This is a genomic window from Streptococcus sp. 10F2 (genome assembly GCF_054331515.2).
The window spans coordinates 1-20,212 of sequence record NZ_JBTGGE020000033.1 but is presented as its reverse complement, the minus strand read 5'-3'; the positions used below and the strand labels follow the sequence as shown (position 1 = coordinate 20,212).

At 39.3% G+C, this 20,212-nt stretch carries 22 protein-coding genes; 2 read left to right on the top strand and 20 right to left on the bottom strand.

Features of this window, described 5'->3' with window-relative positions:
- Together tnpA and lctO are read right to left on the bottom strand one after the other, a co-directional pair.
- On the bottom strand, positions 1-276 hold a 276-nt coding region (gene tnpA, locus ACXM1Q_RS06460), incomplete at its 3' end, for an IS200/IS605 family transposase (RefSeq protein WP_458517263.1).
- A 174-nt stretch (positions 277-450) separates the two neighbouring features.
- Positions 451-1,587, bottom strand: coding sequence for an L-lactate oxidase (gene lctO, locus ACXM1Q_RS06455; protein WP_458517261.1), 1,137 nt, complete (start codon positions 1,585-1,587; stop codon positions 451-453).
- 238 nt (positions 1,588-1,825) lie between these two features.
- On the opposite strand from lctO, the gene ACXM1Q_RS06450 reads away from it, so the two are divergent.
- Positions 1,826-2,806: an L-lactate dehydrogenase gene (locus tag ACXM1Q_RS06450; RefSeq protein ID WP_458517259.1), complete on the top strand. Its 981-nt coding sequence runs from the start codon at positions 1,826-1,828 to the stop codon at positions 2,804-2,806.
- A 154-nt stretch (positions 2,807-2,960) separates the two neighbouring features.
- Here the strand turns inward: ACXM1Q_RS06450 and ACXM1Q_RS06445 are convergent, their stop codons facing one another.
- From ACXM1Q_RS06445 to ACXM1Q_RS06375, 15 genes are all read right to left on the bottom strand, one after another.
- Positions 2,961-4,031, bottom strand: a complete 1,071-nt coding sequence (locus tag ACXM1Q_RS06445; protein WP_458517257.1) for an ABC transporter substrate-binding protein — start codon at positions 4,029-4,031, stop codon at positions 2,961-2,963.
- Positions 4,028-4,801: an ABC transporter permease gene (locus ACXM1Q_RS06440; protein WP_135035230.1), complete on the bottom strand. Its 774-nt coding sequence runs from the start codon at positions 4,799-4,801 to the stop codon at positions 4,028-4,030. Before ACXM1Q_RS06440 ends, ACXM1Q_RS06445 begins: the two co-directional genes overlap by 4 nt.
- On the bottom strand, positions 4,798-5,604 hold the full coding sequence (locus ACXM1Q_RS06435) for an ABC transporter permease (RefSeq protein ID WP_135035233.1): 807 nt from the start codon (positions 5,602-5,604) through the stop codon (positions 4,798-4,800). The genes ACXM1Q_RS06440 and ACXM1Q_RS06435 overlap by 4 nt, the downstream gene beginning before the upstream one ends.
- Positions 5,585-6,742 carry an ABC transporter ATP-binding protein gene (locus ACXM1Q_RS06430; protein ID WP_458517254.1) on the bottom strand — a complete coding sequence of 386 codons (1,158 nt, stop codon included), beginning with the start codon at positions 6,740-6,742 and terminating at the stop codon, positions 5,585-5,587. The genes ACXM1Q_RS06435 and ACXM1Q_RS06430 overlap by 20 nt, the downstream gene beginning before the upstream one ends.
- The gene (gene murB, locus ACXM1Q_RS06425; RefSeq protein ID WP_458517265.1) at positions 6,739-7,644 is read right to left on the bottom strand and encodes a UDP-N-acetylmuramate dehydrogenase; all 906 of its coding nucleotides are present in this window, start codon (positions 7,642-7,644) and stop codon (positions 6,739-6,741) included. The genes ACXM1Q_RS06430 and murB overlap by 4 nt, the downstream gene beginning before the upstream one ends.
- Positions 7,645-7,781: 137 nt before the next feature.
- Positions 7,782-8,369 carry a ribosome biogenesis GTP-binding protein YihA/YsxC gene (gene yihA / locus ACXM1Q_RS06420; RefSeq protein WP_135035239.1) on the bottom strand — a complete coding sequence of 196 codons (588 nt, stop codon included), beginning with the start codon at positions 8,367-8,369 and terminating at the stop codon, positions 7,782-7,784.
- Positions 8,370-8,718: 349 nt separating this feature from the next.
- Positions 8,719-9,951 carry an ATP-dependent Clp protease ATP-binding subunit ClpX gene (gene clpX / locus ACXM1Q_RS06415; protein WP_458517251.1) on the bottom strand — a complete coding sequence of 411 codons (1,233 nt, stop codon included), beginning with the start codon at positions 9,949-9,951 and terminating at the stop codon, positions 8,719-8,721.
- A gap of 194 nt (positions 9,952-10,145) precedes the next feature.
- A complete protein-coding gene (locus ACXM1Q_RS06410) occupies positions 10,146-10,646 on the bottom strand; it encodes a dihydrofolate reductase (protein ID WP_458517249.1) in 501 nt (166 codons plus the stop codon).
- Between the two features lie 64 nt (positions 10,647-10,710).
- Entirely contained in the window at positions 10,711-11,316 is a 606-nt protein-coding gene (locus tag ACXM1Q_RS06405) for a lysozyme family protein (protein WP_458517247.1), read from the bottom strand.
- Complete coding sequence (locus ACXM1Q_RS06400) at positions 11,316-12,287, bottom strand: nucleoid-associated protein (RefSeq protein ID WP_458517245.1); 972 nt, start codon at positions 12,285-12,287, stop codon at positions 11,316-11,318. The genes ACXM1Q_RS06405 and ACXM1Q_RS06400 overlap by 1 nt, the downstream gene beginning before the upstream one ends.
- Before the next feature lies 1 nt (position 12,288).
- Complete coding sequence (gene glyA, locus ACXM1Q_RS06395; RefSeq protein WP_458517243.1) at positions 12,289-13,545, bottom strand: serine hydroxymethyltransferase; 1,257 nt, start codon at positions 13,543-13,545, stop codon at positions 12,289-12,291.
- Positions 13,542-14,141: an L-threonylcarbamoyladenylate synthase gene (locus ACXM1Q_RS06390; protein WP_458517241.1), complete on the bottom strand. Its 600-nt coding sequence runs from the start codon at positions 14,139-14,141 to the stop codon at positions 13,542-13,544. The genes glyA and ACXM1Q_RS06390 overlap by 4 nt, the downstream gene beginning before the upstream one ends.
- Positions 14,122-14,967, bottom strand: a complete 846-nt coding sequence (prmC, locus tag ACXM1Q_RS06385) for a peptide chain release factor N(5)-glutamine methyltransferase (RefSeq protein ID WP_458517239.1) — start codon at positions 14,965-14,967, stop codon at positions 14,122-14,124. Before prmC ends, ACXM1Q_RS06390 begins: the two co-directional genes overlap by 20 nt.
- Complete coding sequence (prfA, locus tag ACXM1Q_RS06380) at positions 14,968-16,047, bottom strand: peptide chain release factor 1 (protein ID WP_135035264.1); 1,080 nt, start codon at positions 16,045-16,047, stop codon at positions 14,968-14,970.
- Between the two features lie 2 nt (positions 16,048-16,049).
- Complete coding sequence (locus ACXM1Q_RS06375) at positions 16,050-16,637, bottom strand: thymidine kinase (protein ID WP_458517236.1); 588 nt, start codon at positions 16,635-16,637, stop codon at positions 16,050-16,052.
- Positions 16,638-16,748: 111 nt separating this feature from the next.
- Between ACXM1Q_RS06375 and ACXM1Q_RS06370 the strand changes: the two genes are divergently transcribed.
- Positions 16,749-16,934 carry a 4-oxalocrotonate tautomerase gene (locus tag ACXM1Q_RS06370; protein WP_458517234.1) on the top strand — a complete coding sequence of 62 codons (186 nt, stop codon included), beginning with the start codon at positions 16,749-16,751 and terminating at the stop codon, positions 16,932-16,934.
- Positions 16,935-17,078: 144 nt separating this feature from the next.
- Here the strand turns inward: ACXM1Q_RS06370 and ACXM1Q_RS06365 are convergent, their stop codons facing one another.
- The 3 genes from ACXM1Q_RS06365 to ACXM1Q_RS06355 form a co-directional block, all read right to left on the bottom strand.
- On the bottom strand, positions 17,079-18,413 hold the full coding sequence (locus ACXM1Q_RS06365) for an MATE family efflux transporter (RefSeq protein ID WP_458517232.1): 1,335 nt from the start codon (positions 18,411-18,413) through the stop codon (positions 17,079-17,081).
- Between the two features lie 113 nt (positions 18,414-18,526).
- Positions 18,527-19,510, bottom strand: coding sequence for a GMP reductase (gene guaC, locus ACXM1Q_RS06360; RefSeq protein ID WP_458517230.1), 984 nt, complete (start codon positions 19,508-19,510; stop codon positions 18,527-18,529).
- Between the two features lie 213 nt (positions 19,511-19,723).
- Positions 19,724-20,212: group II intron maturase-specific domain-containing protein (locus ACXM1Q_RS06355; RefSeq protein ID WP_458517228.1), on the bottom strand; the 489-nt coding region annotated here is incomplete at its 5' end.

Here is a 20,212-nt window from a genome sequence, read left to right as displayed (position 1 = left end):
ATCAAATATCATCAAAGCACTCTTACTCTTTAAATAACCCATGAAATCGGAAATCGAAAGTTTTGGTGGTATCAAGACAAGCATATGAACATGATCTGGCATCATATGTCCTTCAATTATTTCCATGCCTTTATATTGACAAAGATGACGTAATATTTCAACTAAATCTTTTCTAACTTTGTAATAGATAGCTTTTCTTCTATACTTTGGTGTAAAAACTATATGATATTTGCACATCCATTTGGTATGTGATAGACTGTAACTGGTTTTAGCCATTTCTTTTTCCTCCTTTGTCTAACCTGAACAATTAGATTATATCAGGAAAAAGAAATGGAAGCTCAAAGCCTTGTCAGCCACCAGCATAGCTGGTGGTTTTTCTGTTTTTCTCTTCGAGAAAAACTGGCTTGAAGCCATAATAAAAAAGCGGCTGTTTTACAGCCGCTTCAAAGATTAATACAATTTTAGATCACGTGAATCTACTGGGAAACTTGGGTTGTATGGGTTATGACGCAAGTTTGTTTTCTTCACATCCTCAATAGTCTGTGCTCCAGCTAATTGCATAACAGTCTTCAATTCACTATTCAAGTGTTCAAAGACTTGACGAACCCCAACACTTCCTCCAAGGCTCAATCCGTAAATAACCGGACGTCCAATCGCAACAAGATCTGCACCTGATGCCAATGCTTTAAAGACATGTTGACCACGACGAACACCAGAGTCAAATACAATTGGAACACGTTTATCAACAGCTTCTGCAACTTCTTGAAGAGAATCAAACGCTGCTGGTCCACCATCAATTTGGCGTCCTCCATGGTTGGTTACCCAAATACCAGAAGCTCCAGCACCAAGAGAACGTTCCACATCTTCTTTACATTGAGGTCCTTTTACATAGACAGGAAGACCTGAATATTCTGCGATAAATTCAACGTCACGAGGAGATAATTTTTGTTTAGCTGATTCGTAGACAAAGTCCATTGTCTTACCAGCACCATCTGGAAGGTACTCTTCAACAATTGGCATACCAACTGGGAATACAAATCCATTACGTTTATCCACCTCACGGTTTCCGCCTACTGTAGCATCTGCCGTTAGTACAATTGCTTTATAACCTTGTTCTTTCACACGGTCCATAATGTGACGGTTAATACCGTCATCTTTACTGAAGTAGAATTGGAACCACTGTGGACTACCATTCAATGCCTGAGTAATCTCAGGTAGGTCTGTTGTTGAATAAGAACTAGTTGTATAAAGAGATCCGAACTCATGAACACCTTTTGCTGTAGCAACCTCACCTTGCTCATTAGCAAGTTTATGTGCCGCAACAGGCGCCATGATAATTGGAGAAGTCAATTTATCTCCGTAAATCTCTACTTCAGTTGATGGATTTTCAACATTCATCAACGTGTGGGGTACAATTAGCTTATGGTTAAATGCCCGGATATTTTCCCGAAGAGTAAATGTATCTTCTGCTCCACTGGCGATATAGCCAAATGCCGCTTTAGGAATAACCTTTTGAGCCATTGGTTCTAAGTCATAAGTGTTAATAAAATCAATAGGCCCTTCTGCATTACTTGTTTTGAAAACCATAGCAAATCCTCCTTAGTTTGAATCAGCTTTTTTTATGGAGTTAGTTTTCTTAACTAACCTCTATTACATTATAACATCTTTTGTATCCGCTTCCAATAATTCTGCTCATTTTTCACAAAAAAATAAGTAGTTAAACGTTTACATTTTCTATTCCTATCGACAAAATGCTTTTAGGGTGGTAGAATGAACATTGTGAGAGAGATAACTCTCTTTAAAAAGAAAAGGAGATGTTTAGATAATGACTGCTACTAAACAACACAAAAAGGTTATCCTTGTTGGTGACGGTGCTGTAGGTTCATCATACGCTTTCGCATTGGTTACTCAAGGTATTGCACAAGAATTAGGTATTGTAGATATCTTTAAAGAAAAAACTCAAGGAGATGCGGAAGACTTGAGCCATGCTTTGGCCTTCACTTCGCCTAAGAAAATCTACGCTGCTGATTATGCAGATGCACATGATGCTGACCTTGTTGTTTTGACTGCTGGTGCTCCTCAAAAACCGGGTGAAACTCGCTTGGACTTGGTTGAGAAAAACTTGCGTATCAACAAAGAAGTTGTTAGCCAAATCGTAGATTCTGGCTTTAATGGAATCTTCTTGGTCGCTGCTAACCCAGTAGATATCCTAACCTATTCAACTTGGAAATTCTCAGGTTTCCCTAAAGAACGTGTTATTGGTTCAGGAACTTCTTTGGATTCTGCTCGTTTCCGTCAAGCACTTGCTGAAAAAATCGGTATCGATGCTCGCTCTGTCCATGCCTACATCATGGGTGAGCACGGAGATTCTGAATTTGCTGTTTGGTCACACGCTAACGTTGCAGGTGTGAAATTGGAGCAATGGTTGCAAGATAACCGTGATATCGATGAGCAAGGCCTTGTTGACCTCTTCGTATCTGTTCGTGATGCTGCTTACTCAATCATCGAGAAAAAAGGTGCTACCTTCTATGGTATTGCTGTTGCCTTAGCTCGTATTACAAAAGCAATCTTGGATGATGAAAATGCTGTACTACCACTTTCAACTTACCAAGCTGGTCAATACGGTATTGACGATGTCTTCATCGGTCAACCAGCGATTGTTGGTGCACATGGTATTGTTCGTCCAGTAAACATCCCATTGAATGACCGTGAATTGCAACAAATGCAAGCTTCTGCTAACCAATTGAAAGCAATCATTGATGAAGCATTTGCGAAAGAAGAATTTGCATCTGCAGTTCGTAACTAATTTTTAATGACGATCATACTTAGTATGGTCGTTTTTTATTTCTTACCTTTAGATTCGAAAACCCCTCAATGAACAGAACTCATTGAGGGGTTTTATCTAGAAATTATGAAAAGCAATTTAGATTTCAATCGCTTATCTTAGTGTTCTCAAAATATTATTTGGGATACATTTTAAATTGTAGGAAAAGATCATTATAGATCCCCAACCATTTAGGACCTAGATTTTGGTAAACTTCTAAATTTTGCTTGGCTTCCTCTGATGGATAAAATGCTTGATTTAAACGTAATTCATCTGGTAATTCAGCTTGAGCTGTCAGATTAGGCGTTGAGTAGCCAATGTATTTTGCATTTTGTAAGGCCACATCCGGTTGTAACATAAAATTGATAAAGGCGTAAGCAGCCTCGCGATTTTTCACCGTATGCGGAATAACAATATTATCAAACCAAAGATTGGAGCCTTCTGGAGGAACCACATAGTGGAGATGCTCATTTTCATCTAACATTTGTCGTGCTTCTCCTGAAAAGGTCACTCCAATTCCAGCATTGTTCTGAATCATGTATAGTTTCATTTCATCAGCAACAATGGCTTTAATATTAGGTGTCAACTGATACAGATGATCGGTTGCTTGTTGTAATTCTTCCATTTTTTGACTATTGATGGAGAAACCAAGAGAATTAAGGCTAAGCCCCATGACTTCTCGTGCGCCATCAATAAGCATAATTTGATTTTTATAATTTGGATTCCACAAATCAACCCAATGCTGTGGGGGGTCCTTAATGATCTGATCATTATAAACAATTCCTAAAGTTCCCCAAAAATAAGGGATGGAGTAAGTATTCTGAGGATCAAAGCTTTGGTTTAGGAAGGACGGATCAATATGTTCGAGTCCTTTAATTTTACTAGAATCTAATTTCTCCAGTAAGCCTTCCTGAATCATTTTTTGAATCATATACTCACTCGGAATCGCGATATCATAAGTTGTTCCGCCTTGTTTAACTTTCGTATACATGGCCTCATTGGAATCGAAGGTTTCATACTGAACGCGAATGCCCGTTTCTTTTGTAAAACGCTTAAGCAAATCTGGATCGATGTAATCTCCCCAATTGTAGATGACTAAAGTACTTTTTTGATCTTGACTATCCTTAGGTTGCAAATGGAGAATCATTGCCCCTAGGGTAAGAAGAATTAAGCCAATTCCAACTAAAAAGCTGATTAGTTGCTTCATTGCTCCTCCTCCTTTTGCCTAGAAATGAAATAAAAACCAATAACCAATAAAATACTGAACAGAAAAACCAACGTAGATAAAGCGTTAATCTCTAGGGAAATCCCCCGTCTAGCACGGGAATAGATTTCAACAGCCAAAGTTGTAAAGCCATTTCCTGTCACAAAGAAAGTCACCGCAAAATCATCTAAGGAATAAGTAAAGGCCATGAAATAGGCTGCAATAATAGCTGGTGTCAAATAGGGAAAAAGAATTTCCCGTAAAACTTGAGCTTCCGATGCTCCTAAATCATAGGCTGCATGAATCATATCCTGATTCATTTCTTGCAAACGAGGCAAAACCATCAGTACTACAATTGGAATGGAAAAAGCTACATGACTTAGTAACACTGAAACAAAACCAAGCTGAAATCCAATTAGAGTAAAGAGAATCAAGAAGCTAGCTCCTGTCATAACATCCGGTGCTACAATAAGGATATTATTGAATCCTAAAAGACTTCCTTGCATCGGCTTCTTGGCTTTATGTAAGAGAATAGCTCCAAAAGTACCAATGACTGTAGCAATACTCGAGGATAAAAAAGCCAAAAAAAAGGTTTGAGCTAAAATCAAAATAAGACGTTCATCTGAAAAAAGAGTTGCAAAATGTTCCCAGGTAAACCCTGTGAAATCATTCATATCTCCACCTGCATTAAAGGCATAAAAAATCAAATAGAAGATTGGGAGATATAAGAGAGCAAAAACGATGAACAAATAGAGGTTAGCTAGTTTTTTCATACTTCTTTCCTCTCTCTCGTCAACCACATTGTTAAAAGCATAGCTAAAATTAGAACAACTCCGATTGTTGATCCCATTCCCCAATTTTCTGTGATTAGAAAATGTTGCTCGATGGCTGTTCCTAGCGTAATAACGCGATTCCCTCCAATCAAACGAGTCAGCATAAAGAGGCTGAGACTAGGAATGAAAACCGCTTGAACGCCTGAACGAACTCCTTTCATAGACATAGGGAAAATTACCCACCAAAACGTTTGCCAACGACTACCACCGAGATCATAAGAAGCATTGATCACCGATTTATCCAACTCATCCAGAGCATGAAAAATTGGCAAAATCATAAAAGGTAACTCAATGTAAGAGCTGACTATCAAAAAAGAGAAATCTGTAAAGAGTAATTGTTGCGGGCCAATCCCTATAAATGTTAAAAACTGATTGACTGCACCATCTTGGCTAAAAATTCCTAGAAAAGCGTAAGCTTTTAAAAGAAGATTAATCCAAGTTGGCAGTATGATGAGCAATAACCAAAGTTCCTTATGCTTGAGCTGAGTTAAAAAATAAGCCATGGGATAACTAATTACAAGTGTTAGTAACGTAATCAAACTAGCATAAAAAATAGAGTTGAATCCCATCCTCAAATAGGTCGCGTTATCAGCTTGAAAAAACGTTTTAAAATTATCTAGGGAGAAAGAGCCGTCAATTGTAAAAAAAGATTGAAATACAATTAAAGCTAAGGGTGCGAGAACAAACAATAAAATCCACAGAATGTAGGGAATCGAAAAGAGATTAGTTATTCTTGTCTTCATCTCGCTCCTCCTCAATCGCATGGATAAGGCCAGCTTCTTGTTCATCCATGTCAACGTACTCTTCAATACGAGCATCGAATTCTTCCTCGGTCTCATTTAACCGCATAATATGAATATCTTCGGGCTCAAAATCTAAGCCAATGACTTCTCCCACAATGGCTTTTCGAGTTGAATGAATCATCCACTCATTACCAAGTTCATCGTAGGCAATAATTTCATAATGAACACCACGGAATACTTGTGTATCAACCGTTACCTGAAGTTTACCTTCTTCTGGTAAGGTGATGCGTAAATCTTCTGGTCGAATGACAACCTCAACTGATTCACGAGGACGCATCCCTCCATCAACTGCTTCAAATCGTTGCCCATTAAATTCAACCAAATAATCTTCAATCATCGTTCCTGGAAGAATATTGGATTCTCCAATAAAGCTCGCTACAAAATGATTGATAGGTTCATCATAGATATCTACAGGAGTACCAGACTGAACGATCTCTCCCTCATTCATCACAAAAATCCAGTCGCTCATGGCCAAGGCCTCTTCTTGATCATGGGTGACAAAGACAAAGGTAATTCCCAAACGTTGTTGTAGCTCACGCAGCTCGTATTGCATATCTGTTCGCAATTTTAAATCAAGAGCAGACAGAGGTTCATCCAGTAAAACGACACGAGGTTGATTGATAATCGCACGTGCAATCGCAACCCGTTGTCTCTGTCCCCCAGATAGTTTTTGAATCGAGCGTTTTTCATAGCCAGATAGTTGAACCATTTTCAAGACCTGACGAACGCGTTCAGCAACTTCTTCCTTATCAACTTTACGAACCTTAAGCGGGAAGGCGACATTATCAAACACATTCATATGTGGAAATAAGGCATATGACTGGAAGACAGTATGAACATCCCTCTGATTGATAGGAACACCGTTAAGACGATTCCCATCTAAGAAGATATCTCCTGATGATGGATCTAATAGACCGGCAATCATATTCAGAATGGTTGATTTTCCCGAACCTGATGCTCCAAGTAGGGTGTAAAACTTCCCTTCTTCGAGTTCAAAATTAATATCTTTTAAAACCTGGGTTCCCGTATCCTCATAGACTTTGGATACATGCCGAAATTCAATGATTGGTTGTTTCACTCGTAGTCTCCAATAATTCTAACCTCAGGCTCTAAGTGTACACCTGCATGTTCTTCTACCCGTTCGATAACTTCTTGAATCAGTTGCTCATAATCCGCGGCTGTCCCATCATAGCGATTAACCATGAAACCAGCATGTTTGGTTGATACTTCTACACCGCCAATTCGATGTCCTTTTAAATGAGCTTCTGAGATTAATTGACCTGCAAAATGCCCAGGTGGACGTTTAAATACAGAACCACAACTTGGATATTCCAAGGGTTGTTTCAACTCCCTTAAATGCGTCAATCGCTTCATTTCTTGTTCAATCGACTGATGATCTCCTGGCTTAAGAGAAAACTTCGCTGAGATTACAATATCCCCAGTCGCTTGAATAGCTGAATGGCGATAGCCAAAACGCATATCTCGGTTTTCTAATTTTTTGATTTCCCCTGCTTTGGTCAAAATCGTACAAGACTCTAAAACATGACCAATCTCACCGCCATAAGCTCCGGCATTCATGAAAACAGCTCCACCAACGCTACCTGGAATTCCACAAGCAAATTCAAAACCTGACAAGCTATGATGTAAGGCAACATGTGTTGTTTGAATTAGATTTGCTCCAGCCTCTGCTTCAATCATGTAACCATCAACCGAAATGTGATTCAGATGGTTAAACATAATCACAAATCCTCGAACTCCACCATCTCGAATGATAATATTGCTAGAGTTTCCTAAAACCATCCAAGGAATGTTTTCTCGATTAGCCAATTTTACGATTCGCAACACCTCATACTTGTTACGTGGAAAGACCAAATAATCAACAGGTCCACCTACCTTAGTATAGGTAAATTCCTTTAAGGGATAATTAAAGCGAATATCGATTCCCTCTAATTCTTGTTGAATCATCTCTCTAGTCATCATCTTCTCATCCTTTGTTTTAATCATCTTTCATTATACCATCTTTTCTCCTAAAAATTGCTCCGATTGGCAAATCGACTAGCAATTTCGGCTCCACTAAAAAGAGGTGGGATGTTCGGCTCCACCTCAATACAATCGTTCTAAATTTTAGATAAAATGGCGTCCCAGGCTTGTTCGATCCCATACTTAGTTTCAGATGAAAATAAAACAAAATCATCACTAGGATCAAAGTCTAACTTATCTTTAATCATTTTTTCATGTTTGTTCCAACGACTTTTGGGAATCTTATCAACTTTGGTCGCCACCAAGATAACAGGAATTTCATAATATTTAAGAAAATCGTACATTTGCACATCATCTTGTGAAGGAGCATGCCTAAAGTCAACGAGGCTAACTACAGCTTGAAGATTTTCACGACTTGTTAGGTACTCTTCAATCATTTTTCCCCATTTTTCCCGTTCCTTCTTTGAAACTTTAGCATAGCCGTAACCAGGGACGTCTACAAAACGTAGCTGATCGTCGATATTAAAAAAATTCAATAATTGAGTTTTTCCTGGCTTACTAGAAGTTCGAGCTAAGTTTTTACGATTGAGTATCCCGTTAATAAAGCTAGACTTCCCGACATTGGAGCGACCAGCCATAGCAATTTCAGGAATATGATCTTGAGGATAGTGACTCTTATTTGTAGCACTCAATAACAAATCTGCATTGTGTGTATTCAATTCCATTTTCTTCTCCTTAACAAAAGGGGATTGAAAAGAACTCAAAGTGAGAGTACTAAAGAGTCCATCTCCCCCTACAGTTGATTAGGTAACATTTGAAGTGTCAAACACGAACAAATGTTGCAATCAGCTACTGCACCAAAGGGTTTTACGATATAAAAAGAGAAGGGTGGGATTTGAGCCCAGCCTTTTCTTAGTTTAATTCACAAAATAACCTTGGCACCATCATTTGTTGGTATTCTTATCTACCTATCATCTATTTTTCAAAAATTTTAAGGTAATAAGTCAGAAGTCCGATTCGAATAAGACTTTGTAGCATAGCACTATTCTGCCCTATTCAATTCACCTTCCTGTATTAAGCTGTTTCCAAAATTGGTTTTTCCAAACCAAGAACAGCTTCTTTGGTAATCCTTACTGTCTTAACATTCTCCTCACTAGGTACTTCAAACATGACATCCATCATAGTTTCTTCAATGATGGAGCGAAGTCCACGAGCACCTGTTTTACGATCAATGGCTAAGCGGGCAATCTCTTCAAGTGCTTCATCTTCAAATTCTAGCTCAACATCATCATATGAGAGAAGGGTCTGGTACTGTCTAACCAAAGCATTTCTTGGTTCCTTGAGAATTCTTACCAAATCTTGCACTTCCAAAGGTTCCAAAGCTGCAAAGACAGGTAGACGTCCAATCAACTCGGGAATAATTCCAAATTTTTGGATATCCTCTGAAACAATTTCTTGCATGTAAGAACCATTTTCATCGATAGCCTTATTATTGTGACCAAAACCAATAATCTTTTCTCCAAGACGTTGTTTCACAATTTCTTCAATGCCATCAAAAGCTCCACCGACAATAAAGAGAATATTTTTTGTATCAACTTGAATCATCTCTTGTTGCGGATGCTTACGTCCACCTTGAGGGGGAACACTCGCAACGGTACCTTCAATAATTTTTAGAAGGGCTTGCTGAACCCCTTCCCCTGATACATCTCGGGTGATGGAAACATTCTCACTCTTCTTAGCAATCTTATCAATCTCATCAACATAGATAATTCCACGCTCAGCTCGTTCAATATTGAAATCGGCTGCCTGGAGTAACTTTAGAAGAATATTCTCAACATCTTCTCCCACATATCCAGCTTCGGTCAAAGCAGTCGCATCAGCTATAGCAAATGGAACATTCAAACTTCTTGCCAAGGTTTGAGCGAGGAAAGTCTTACCAGACCCTGTAGGACCAATCATGAGGATATTGGATTTTTGCAACTCAACATCCGTTTCATCATCTCTATTATCATGAAAATTAATCCGTTTGTAATGATTATAGACGGCAACTGCTAAAGCCCGCTTTGCTCGATCTTGTCCAATGACATAGTGATTTAAAATAGCTAATAGTTCCTGTGGTTTTGGCACCTCAGATAAATCTGCTAAAACTTCTTCAGCTAGCTCTTCTCGAATAATTTCTTGAGCTAATTCAACGCACTCATTACAAATGAATGCATTATTTCCAGCAATGATTTTTTTAACTTCATCTTGATTCTTACCACAGAATGAACAATAAATCATTACTTCGTTTGATCTCGATTTCGACATATATAAATCTAACTCCTAGATTAAAATAAAGTATTATAAATTGCGTGAATGGTATTCACTAAATTAGTAAAGGCGTTTAACATAAAAAATGCTGTTAAACCATAGCGTCGTTTTTGAAAAGATTGCAAGGCACACAAAACACAAACAATTCCGAGTAGGGCAGTAAAAAGGCCAAATAGACTGCGTTCCATCTCTTATGCTATCCTCCTGTATTTATATATAGTAAAGGGAGTGGTAGTTGTCTCCTGCTCTAATTCCTCTAACAACTTAAAAGACTCCCAAGAAAATTCTGTCGGGAAATAAACATCTCCTTCAAAGATTCCTTGAATCTTTGAAACAATCAACTCATCCAGATAATCTTCAAAGACACAGAAAACTTCACGGCCTCCAATGATGAATAGTTCTCGCTCTTGATTTTGATACCAGTCTAGAACATCCTCAACGGAATGAAAAACGAGAACATCCGGATGATCGACTCGATAGCTCTTATCTCTTGTTAGTATGAGACTTATACGACCTGGTAATACACGCTGCCCCATGCCATCAAAAGTAACACGACCCATCAAAATAGCTTGGCCCATCGTCGTGGATTTAAAATGTGCCAATTCCTCTGGGATTCGCCAGGGAAGCTGGCCATCTCGGCCGATCAACCCCATCTGATCCTGCGCCCAAATTGCCTTTATTTTTTTGGTCACTATTCTTCTCCCTTACTCCATGTTTTTATTGTATCAAAAGCTTTCTAAAAATGGGTAAATCAAGCTAAGTCAAGCGCTTAAAAAAACGAATCAGATCAAGATTAAGACGAACTTGATTTGCATAAAAATAATTGCCGCCATTTCGGTAGAGTTCATGTCCATGGAAAATGGAAATCGGAGTCCAGTAGGCGTAAGTTTCACCACTATGATTCCCTAAACTTGGTGCAACGATATCCCGCGAGTAGACCTGTGCTAGATCAAGGCTGGTCTTCTGTCCATTCTCTGCTACATAATCGATATAGGCTTGACCAAAATTATAGGCTTGAACAAAGGTCCACTCATCAACTCCCAATGATTGACTATACAGATAATAACGATTTAACGTTTTAACTCCATGTTCAATACTTTCTTGTGGATTTGTCAGAGAGTCCACCTCACCAGTCAAGCTCTCACTCGCCTGCATAATATCTTGCCCCTGTCCCTTAGTTTCAGTATAAATAATGGCAAGGATTAAATCCGAATCTAGGGTCGAATGTTCTTTCTTCAAGGCTTCTTCCACTAATGGTTGGTAGGAACTTACTTTGGCAACTGTTTGTGCGGTTTGCCACCCTTTCCATATTCCCAAGAATAAGAATGAAAGCAGTAGAAAACTAAATATTCGCTTTATCATTAGAGACTCTCAATGGCATCAATATTTTTGATGAGAATCGAATAGGTTCCATCCTCATTCATCATAAACTCTACGGATTCAGAATCTTCATACACCGGATTCGGCACAATTAACTGAATTCCATTGGAAAGAGATAGTTTTTGATTTTCTAGCCGTTTTAATTGCCGCTGACTATCAATTTCTTGAAATTGGATTGTTTCAGGTACCTCTTCTTTCATCTGATCCAGAAAGGTCAGGCGAGCCGTTAAATTATCTTGAAATAAATCATTCGCAATATCTTCCGGCCGTAACTCCTGCTTTTCCTCTAAGTTTTTATGTAGAGAGGACTTTAGTTTTGATTGGAACTGAAAATCATCAGCTTGAAAACTTTCTGCAATTTTTTGAGCCGTTTTTTCGATTGTCTGAATAGATTTCTTAGGTGATGGGGCCAAATCCACCTCTAATAATTTTTCTGAAAAATAATGAAGGAAACTTCCCTGAGCCTTAATCCGTTTTTCCAATAAAAAATACTGGCCAGTCAGCCGATTTACAACCAATCCCTCATCTGGGCTAGCCCCAAATCCTGGAAGATGGTTTTGAGTTAGTTGAATCCGATTTTCTTCTTGCCCCAAATCCGTTAAGGAATCTCGCAGTACTAAGCGTAAAAAAGCGAAGTGAGGTTGCCCCTCTTTATCAAAGTTGATAAAAATCAGATCATTCATCTTTTGATTTTCAGCTTCCTTAAAAGCATCTAACCAGAGCTGACTGATAGCTTTAGAGCTGTCCATCAAATCATCCTGGATATGACTGAAAAAGGTGTTTTCAGAGTCGAAAGCACCTTTTTTAGCATCATCTGAGTAAACTTTTTCGATCTTTTTCCGAAGGTATTCATCAATACGAGGCGACAATTCTAGAGATTCTTGAGAAAATTGAAGGTCTAAACTTTGAGGAGAGAATTGATGAATAATCACTTCCTTAATATAAATATCCATACTAGTCCTTGTATAATGGGAAAGCACTTGTCAGTTCAGCCACCCCTTTTTTAACTTCTTCTAATTCAGCTGGATTGCCATTTGATTTTAACGTTTTAATAATTAAGTGAGCTACTTTTCGTGCTTCTTCTTCTTTAAAACCACGAGCAGTGATGGCTGGAGTCCCAATCCTAATACCAGATGTTTTAAAAGGAGATAACTGTTCATAAGGAATTGAATTTTTATTCAACGTAATATGAACATCATCCAAAAGTTGTTGAGCAATTTTTCCATTCTCAACAACATTCGTCACATCCACCATAAAGAGATGGTTATCAGAGCCTCCTGATATCACACGAAAATCTTCATCTTGAAGAAAGACTTCTACCATTGCTTGCGTATTGTCCAATACTTGCTGCATATACTCTTTAAAAGCAGGATCTAAAACCTCTTTAAAGGCTGCAGCCTTGGCTGCAATGACATGCTCTAGGGGGCCACCTTGGAGTCCTGGGAAAATAGCAGAATTAATTTTCTTAGCGAGTTCCTCATCATTCGTTAGGATAAGACCACCGCGAGGACCACGAAGAGTTTTATGGGTTGTAGAGGTCACAACATGAGCAAAGGGCATTGGATTGGGATGGAGACCAGCTGCTACCAAACCTGCAATATGAGCCATGTCCACCATGAGATAAGCATCCACAGCATCTGCAATTTGACGCAGACGTTCAAAATCAAGAATTCGAGAATAGGCTGAAGCTCCTGCAACAATCAGTTTTGGTTGGTGTTTCTTAGCCAACATCTCCAGCTCATCGTAGGAAAGCAACTCTGTTTCTGGATCAACATTATAAGCAATAAAGTTATAGGTTTTGCCTGAAAAGCTCACCGGTGAACCATGGGTTAAATGACCACCTGCTGATAAATCCATTCCAAGAATCGTATCACCTGGTTGTACTAGAGTCATATAAGCTGCCGCATTAGCTTGAGAACCTGAATGGGGTTGGACATTCGCAAAAGTAGCTCCAAAAATTTCCTTAGCCCGTTCAATCGCCAAATTTTCAACCACATCTACTGCTTCAGTTCCTCCATAATAGCGACGTCCTGGATAACCTTCCGCATATTTATTGGTCAATAGTGATCCTTGAGCTGCCATTACAGCTTTAGAAACGACATTTTCAGAAGCAATGAGTTCAATGTTCTCTTCTTGACGTTTGGCTTCCGCATCCATAGCTGCCCAAAGTTCTGGGTCATAGTTCCGATAATCATTGTTTTCAAAAATCATTTTTCCACCTCTTTAAATTCCAGTTGAGGAACAACAGCTTTTAAGTCTTTTTTGGTAATAACGCCTTGTCTTAAAATACAAGCCTGCTCTTGTGATAAGTCAAGAATGGTAGAATCTACTCCCGTCAGAAAAGAATCATCTGCATAACCTGGAATACAAATGTCTTCTTGAATTTGCTTAAAAACCTGACCACTTTGCAAACCACTCAAATTAGCAGAGGGACCAATCAATGGACCCTGTTCTTGAATTAATTGTAGGGTTAGAGGATGAGCTGGCATTCGAAATCCGACACTAGGTAAACCCGAATTAATCCAAAATGGCACATCCTCACTAGCTTTTAGCAAAATCGTCAGAGGGCCAGGCCAAAAATGAGCTGCTAACTCTTCAAAATAAGCGGGAATCTCCTTTGCATACTTTTTTACTTGATCGATGTTCGCAATATTGAGATTCATGGCTTTATCTCGTGGTCTTTGCTTTAGAGTATAGACCAACTCTACAGCTTCTTTATCCAAAGCCTTGGCAAATACTCCATAAACTGTTTCTGTTGGAAGAATGACGGCTCGTCCTGCCTCCAATTCAGCCTTTAAGATTTCCATCTACTACCACCATCCGATCCTGTCCAAATTGATCTGCAAGCACTCGCACACGCGCTTTAGGAAAAGCTTCTTGAAAGAGATATTGAACAGCTTTCCCTTGTTTATAGCCAATCTCAAGATAAATCTTTCCATTTGAGTCTAAATAGGCTCCTGCCTCTGCTGCTAGCTGTCTATATAAAGCCAAACCATCTTCATCTGCAAAAAGAGCTAGATGGGGTTCTGATTGGAGAACATTTGCTCCCACTTCATCTTGATCTTCCCAAGAGATATAGGGAGGATTAGAAACCAAAACATCAAAAGAACCGGTCACAGCTTCCAAAAGATTACTCTGAATTAGGGATACTTGCTTGTCCAAATCGAGTCTTTTCCTGTTTAAGTCTGCAACTTCTAAAGCTTGATGGGAAATATCTGTTGCCCAGACCTGCCATGTTGGTCGTTGCTTGGCCAAGGATAGAGCAATCGCCCCACTACCGGTTCCTATATCTACAATTTTTAAATCTTCAGCCGGATTTTCATCTAAAATTAAACCAACCAATTCTTCCGTTTCAGGTCTAGGAATTAAAACTCTTTTATCGACTAAAAAGTCAAGTCCACAAAAATCTGTTGAACCAAGGATATACTGAACCGGTTCATGAGCCATCAAGCGCTTATGGTAGGATTTCAGCTGGGTAAGCACCTCAGCCTCTTCCTCTTTTTGTAAAAAGAAAACAAAATCCGTGAAAGTAAAATTAAACAGTTTTCGAATTAAAAAGTCAAAGGCTTCTGGTTCCTCACCAACTTGGGCCAGTTGCTTGTGAAATTCTTGGAATCGTTGGCTATATCTCATCTAGTTATTTAAGGCCTCTAATTTCTGGGTTTGATCGTACAAAACAAGAGCATCTACTACTTCATCCAATTTCCCCGATAAAATACTATCTAGCTTTTGAAGGGTCAAACCAATCCGGTGGTCTGTCACTCGATTTTGCGGGAAATTATAGGTTCGAATCCGTTCGGACCGGTCACCTGTACCAATCGTAGATTTACGCTCAGCATCCTGTTCATCTTGAGCAATTTGTGCAAAATGATCAGCAACCCGAGCACGGATAATTTTCATAGCTTTATCGCGATTCTTTTGCTGGGTTCTCTCTTCCTGCATCTCAACTTTAATATTAGTAGGGAGATGAACAATCCGAACAGCTGTTGCAACCTTGTTGACGTTTTGCCCCCCTGCTCCCGATGCATGGTAAATATCGACCCGTAAATCCTTTGGATCAATATCATATTCTACTTCTTCAACTTCAGGCATCACGAGTACAGTTGCCGTTGAAGTATGAACACGTCCTTGACTTTCCGTCACAGGAACTCGCTGAACCCGATGGGCACCTGATTCATATTTAAGCTTTGAATAAACAGACTGACCTGATACCATAGCCACAACTTCTTTGAATCCCCCAACACCATTCATAGATGTTTCCATGACTTCAAAGCGCCATCCCTGGGTTTCAGCATATTTCTGATACATGGTCAAGAGATCCCCTGCAAAGAGCGCCGCCTCATCTCCACCAGCTGCACCACGGATCTCCAAGATAATATTTTTATCATCGTTTGGATCTTTTGGAAGTAATAATATTTTTAACTGATCCTCATATTCTTCCTTGGCTTGTTTGGATTCTTTCAACTCCATTTTAGCCATTTCTTCCAATTCAGCATCACCTGCTGCATCTTTAATCATCTCTTCAGCATCCGTAATAGATTGCAAGATACGCTTGTACTCCCGATATACGGCCACTGTCTCACGTGTTGAAGCCTCTTCGCGCGAAAGTTCCATAAAGCGTTTAGTATCACTGACGACTTGTGGATCACTTAAGAGTTCTCCCAGTTCCTCGTAGCGATCTTCCACCGCTTGTAATTGATCATAAATATTCATTCTTAGCTAACTCCTTCTAATTCTGGATTAAAATAATGCCTTCTACAAACGGATACATAGGTTTCATTTCCGCCAATTTGAATTTGTTCACCATCATACATAGGCTTTCCATCTTGCATCCGAAGGACCATTGTTGCTTTTTTAGAACAATAATGACAGATCGTTTTAATCTCTTCAATCTTATCTGCGAAAAGTAACAGATATTTAGACCCTTCAAATAACTCATTTCGGAAATCATTCTTTAAACCAAAGGCCATAACAGGGATAGCTAACTCATCTACAACTCTTGCCAAAGCAAAGACATGATGTCGTTTTAAAAATTGAGCTTCGTCAATGAGAACACAAAAAAGTTCCTCTTGATTTTGTTCTTCTTGAATAAAACCAAAGACATCAAAATCATCATCGATAGCTAGAGCTTCGCGTCTCATTCCAATTCGACTTGAGACCATTCCAACTCCATCTCGCGTATCCAGGGCGGAGGTCATAATCAGGACCCGCTTCCCCTGTTCTTCATAATTATGGGCTACTTTGAGAATTTCAATTGTTTTCCCGGAATTCATTGTCCCATACTTAAAATAAAGTTGCGCCATGTTTCAACTTTCTAAAATTTATTTCTTACCCATTGTAACACAAAATCAGACCAAACTTACAGTCTTTTCCCCAGTCTCATTATGGTACAATGGATTTTAGGGAGGAATATTATGCCATTTGTAAAAATCGAACTCTTTGAAGGACGCTCTCTTGAGCAAAAACAAGCCCTTGCTGCAGAGGTCACAGAATCTGTTATGAGACATACAGGAGCTCCAAAAGAAGCTATTCATGTCTTTATTCAAGATCTTCCTGAAGGAACTTACTACCCTCAAGGGCAAATGAAAACTAAGTCCTAATGAGGATTCTATATTCATTACAAAAACGACAGCCTTTGAATATGATATCTCTAAAGTAGATTTTGGTTAGTTACCATGTCTACTTTAGAGATATCATATCACTTTGAAACTGTCGTTTTTGTTTGCATTCAAGCTAGTCACTTATCATTTTCTTTGAACGGACATCATTCTCCACTGCAAGAGGAAGGCACACACCCACAATCCAATATTGAGGCCAATCCAGTAACTATCGGGTCCAAAACTCGTCCGAATATCTAAAAAATAACCTAGAGGAAGAGCTATTATCCAATAGCTAATAATTCCAATAACAAAGGGATAGGTTGTATCCTTATACCCCCGTAAAATCCCCTGGATCGGTGATAAAAGAGCATCCGCAAATTGGAAAAAGAGGGCATAGACCAGGAATTGACTGGTTAGTCTAATAAATTCCGATTCTTTCCCATAAAGAGCTGCCACCTGATCACGGAAAATATATAGAAACAGTAGGGTTACCGTCGCAAACAGAATAGCCATGAGTCGACCAATTCGACTATAGGCCAAAACATCATCTAAACGTTTTGCACCTTTTTCATAAGAAATAATAATGGCCATAGTCATAGACACACTCAAGGGAAAAGCATACATCATATTAGAAAAATTCATAGCAGCCTGATGACTTGCAATAACCTCTGAAGAAAAACGAGCCATAAAAAAGCCAACCGCCGCAAAAATAGCTGACTCTGCAAAAACGGCACCCCCAATTGGTAAACCGAGTTTCCAACCTTCCATAAATCCAGGAACATGCAGACCTTGTGGTTTAAAGACACGATATGTTCTAATTTTAGGATGCCAAAACATAACACCAAGAATTACGAGCAGTAGAGCCCAGTAAGCCATAGAAGTCCCAAGCCCCGCTCCTGCTCCCCCAAACTCAGGAATTGGACCAATGCCATAGATTAACAGGTAATTAAAAAAGGCATTAAAAGGCAAGAGAAGCAACATCAGGTACATCGACAATTTTGTCAAACCCAAAGCATCAAAAAAAGAACGGCATACACTAAAAAGTAACAGTGGCAAAATCCCTAATAACATGAAGTAAAGATAGTTTTTTCCAACCGCTAGAACCTCTGCCTGTAATCCTAGGTTTTCTAATAAAAGAGGAGCGCCAAATCCAATAATCAGAAAAAGAATAATCGCTAAGCAAAAGGACAAATAAATAAACTGCCAAACATCCCTAGCAACTTTCTCCTGATGTCCTTGCCCTAAATGGTAGCCAATAATAGGGACAATAGCTGAAAGAATCCCAGTAACCAGGGTAAACATCGGATGCCAGATACTCGTTGCCATGGCGACTCCTGCTAAATCCAGGGTCCCATACTGGCCTGTCATCATGGTATCAATAAAGGAGGCTGAAAAATTCGCGACTTGATAAATCAGAATAGGTAAAAAGATTTGAAAAAAGACTCTCATTTTTTCAGAATTCGTATAGGTTTGATGCATGTTTTCACCTCCATTCAAACATTTTTAAGATCACTACTAGTATACCAAAAATCCCCCCTTTAGCAGGCTCGTAAAGGGAAAAATCCAAGCCAACTTAGGGCTTGGATCCTCTCTTACAAACTATCACCATTCCAAATAGAATTTTTCACAATAACATAATCTACTTTTCGAAGACTTTCCAGATCTCGCCCACCTGCATAAGAGATAGAACTCTGAAGATCTTCCTGCATTTCTTTCAAAGTTGAAAAAATAGAACCTTTGGCAGGTAAGAGAATCTTCTTCCCTTCAACATTTTTATAGTCCCCTTTTTGGAATTGAGACGCAGATCCATAGTACTCTTTGAAGGCTTGTCCATCTTCTTCAATTAATTTACCAGGACTCTCTGAATGACCTGCAAAGAGAGACCCTATCATGACCATGCTGGCACCAAAACGAATGGATTTAGCAATATCACCGTGAGTACGGATCCCTCCGTCCGCAATAATCGGTTTCCGAGCCGCTTTTGCACACCAACGTAATGCTGCTAATTGCCAGCCCCCTGTACCAAATCCAGTTTTAACCTTAGTGATACAGACCTTACCAGGGCCAATCCCTACCTTGGTAGCATCTGCACCTGCATTCTCCAATTCCCGAACAGCTTCTGGTGTCCCTACATTTCCAGCGATAACAAAGGTTTCCGGCAATTCCTTTTTGATATGTTGAATCATCTTGATAACACTTTCAGCATGTCCATGAGCAATATCAATGGTGATATAATCAGGAACATGTTCTTTTAACTGACTGACAAAGTCATATTCGTAATCTTTTACACCTACAGAAATCGAAGAAATCAGTCCCTGCTCTTTCATTTTTTTAATGAACGGCAGGCGAGCTTCTTCATCAAATCGGTGCATGATATAGAAATAACCTTCACGTGCTAATTTTTCAGCAAGTTCCTCGTCTACAATGGTTTGCATATTAGCTGGAACCACTGGTAACTTGAAAGTATGTTTACCAAAGGTAACCTCTGTATTGGCCTCTGAACGGCTAGCAATAATACACTTATTCGGAATTAGCTGAATATCTTCATAATCAAAAATAGGAAACTCGTTTAACATGACTTTACCTCAACAAATTATTTATCTAGTTAGATTTTCTCTAACCAAATGTAAAACCGACCTTTCCGAAACTATTATACAGAATTGTCCGAAAATTGTCAATAAACTACTAGATTACAAACACTAAAGTTCGTTTTTAGATTTCGCTATCGAGTAGGGACTAATTGATAGTCCCTCTCACACCACCGTGCGTGCCGTTCGGCACACGGCGGTTCAGTTAACTTTTAACGCATGTCGTTTTAAGTAGTAGTCTAGACAGCTGACCAGTCCTCGTTTGGCGAGGACTGGTTTTGATATGGCTCTCTTTAATACTGACTTTTGTGCTACTAGTTGATAGTGGTCACCCCAACCTGACACTTTGTCCGCTATCCACCTAGGAACTCCTAGTTTCAGTAAGCCCCAAAGGCGTCGGGGCTTCTTTTTCCACTGTTTCCAGATGATTACTCGCATTCGCGTTCGAAGTCGCTCATCTACTTTTGACATCACCGTTTTCATGTCCGTGATTGAAAAGTAGTTAACCCAACCTCTGATGACAGAATTTAGTAGTGTGATTCGTTCACTCAAGCTGATACTCCACTTCCTAGAAGTCAGTTGCTTAAGTTTTCTCACAAACTTCTGCACACTCTCTTTGTGGGGGCGACTACGCCAACCTTTGGGGGATTTCCAAAAGCCATAGCCTAGGTATTGCAGTTTTGTTGGGCG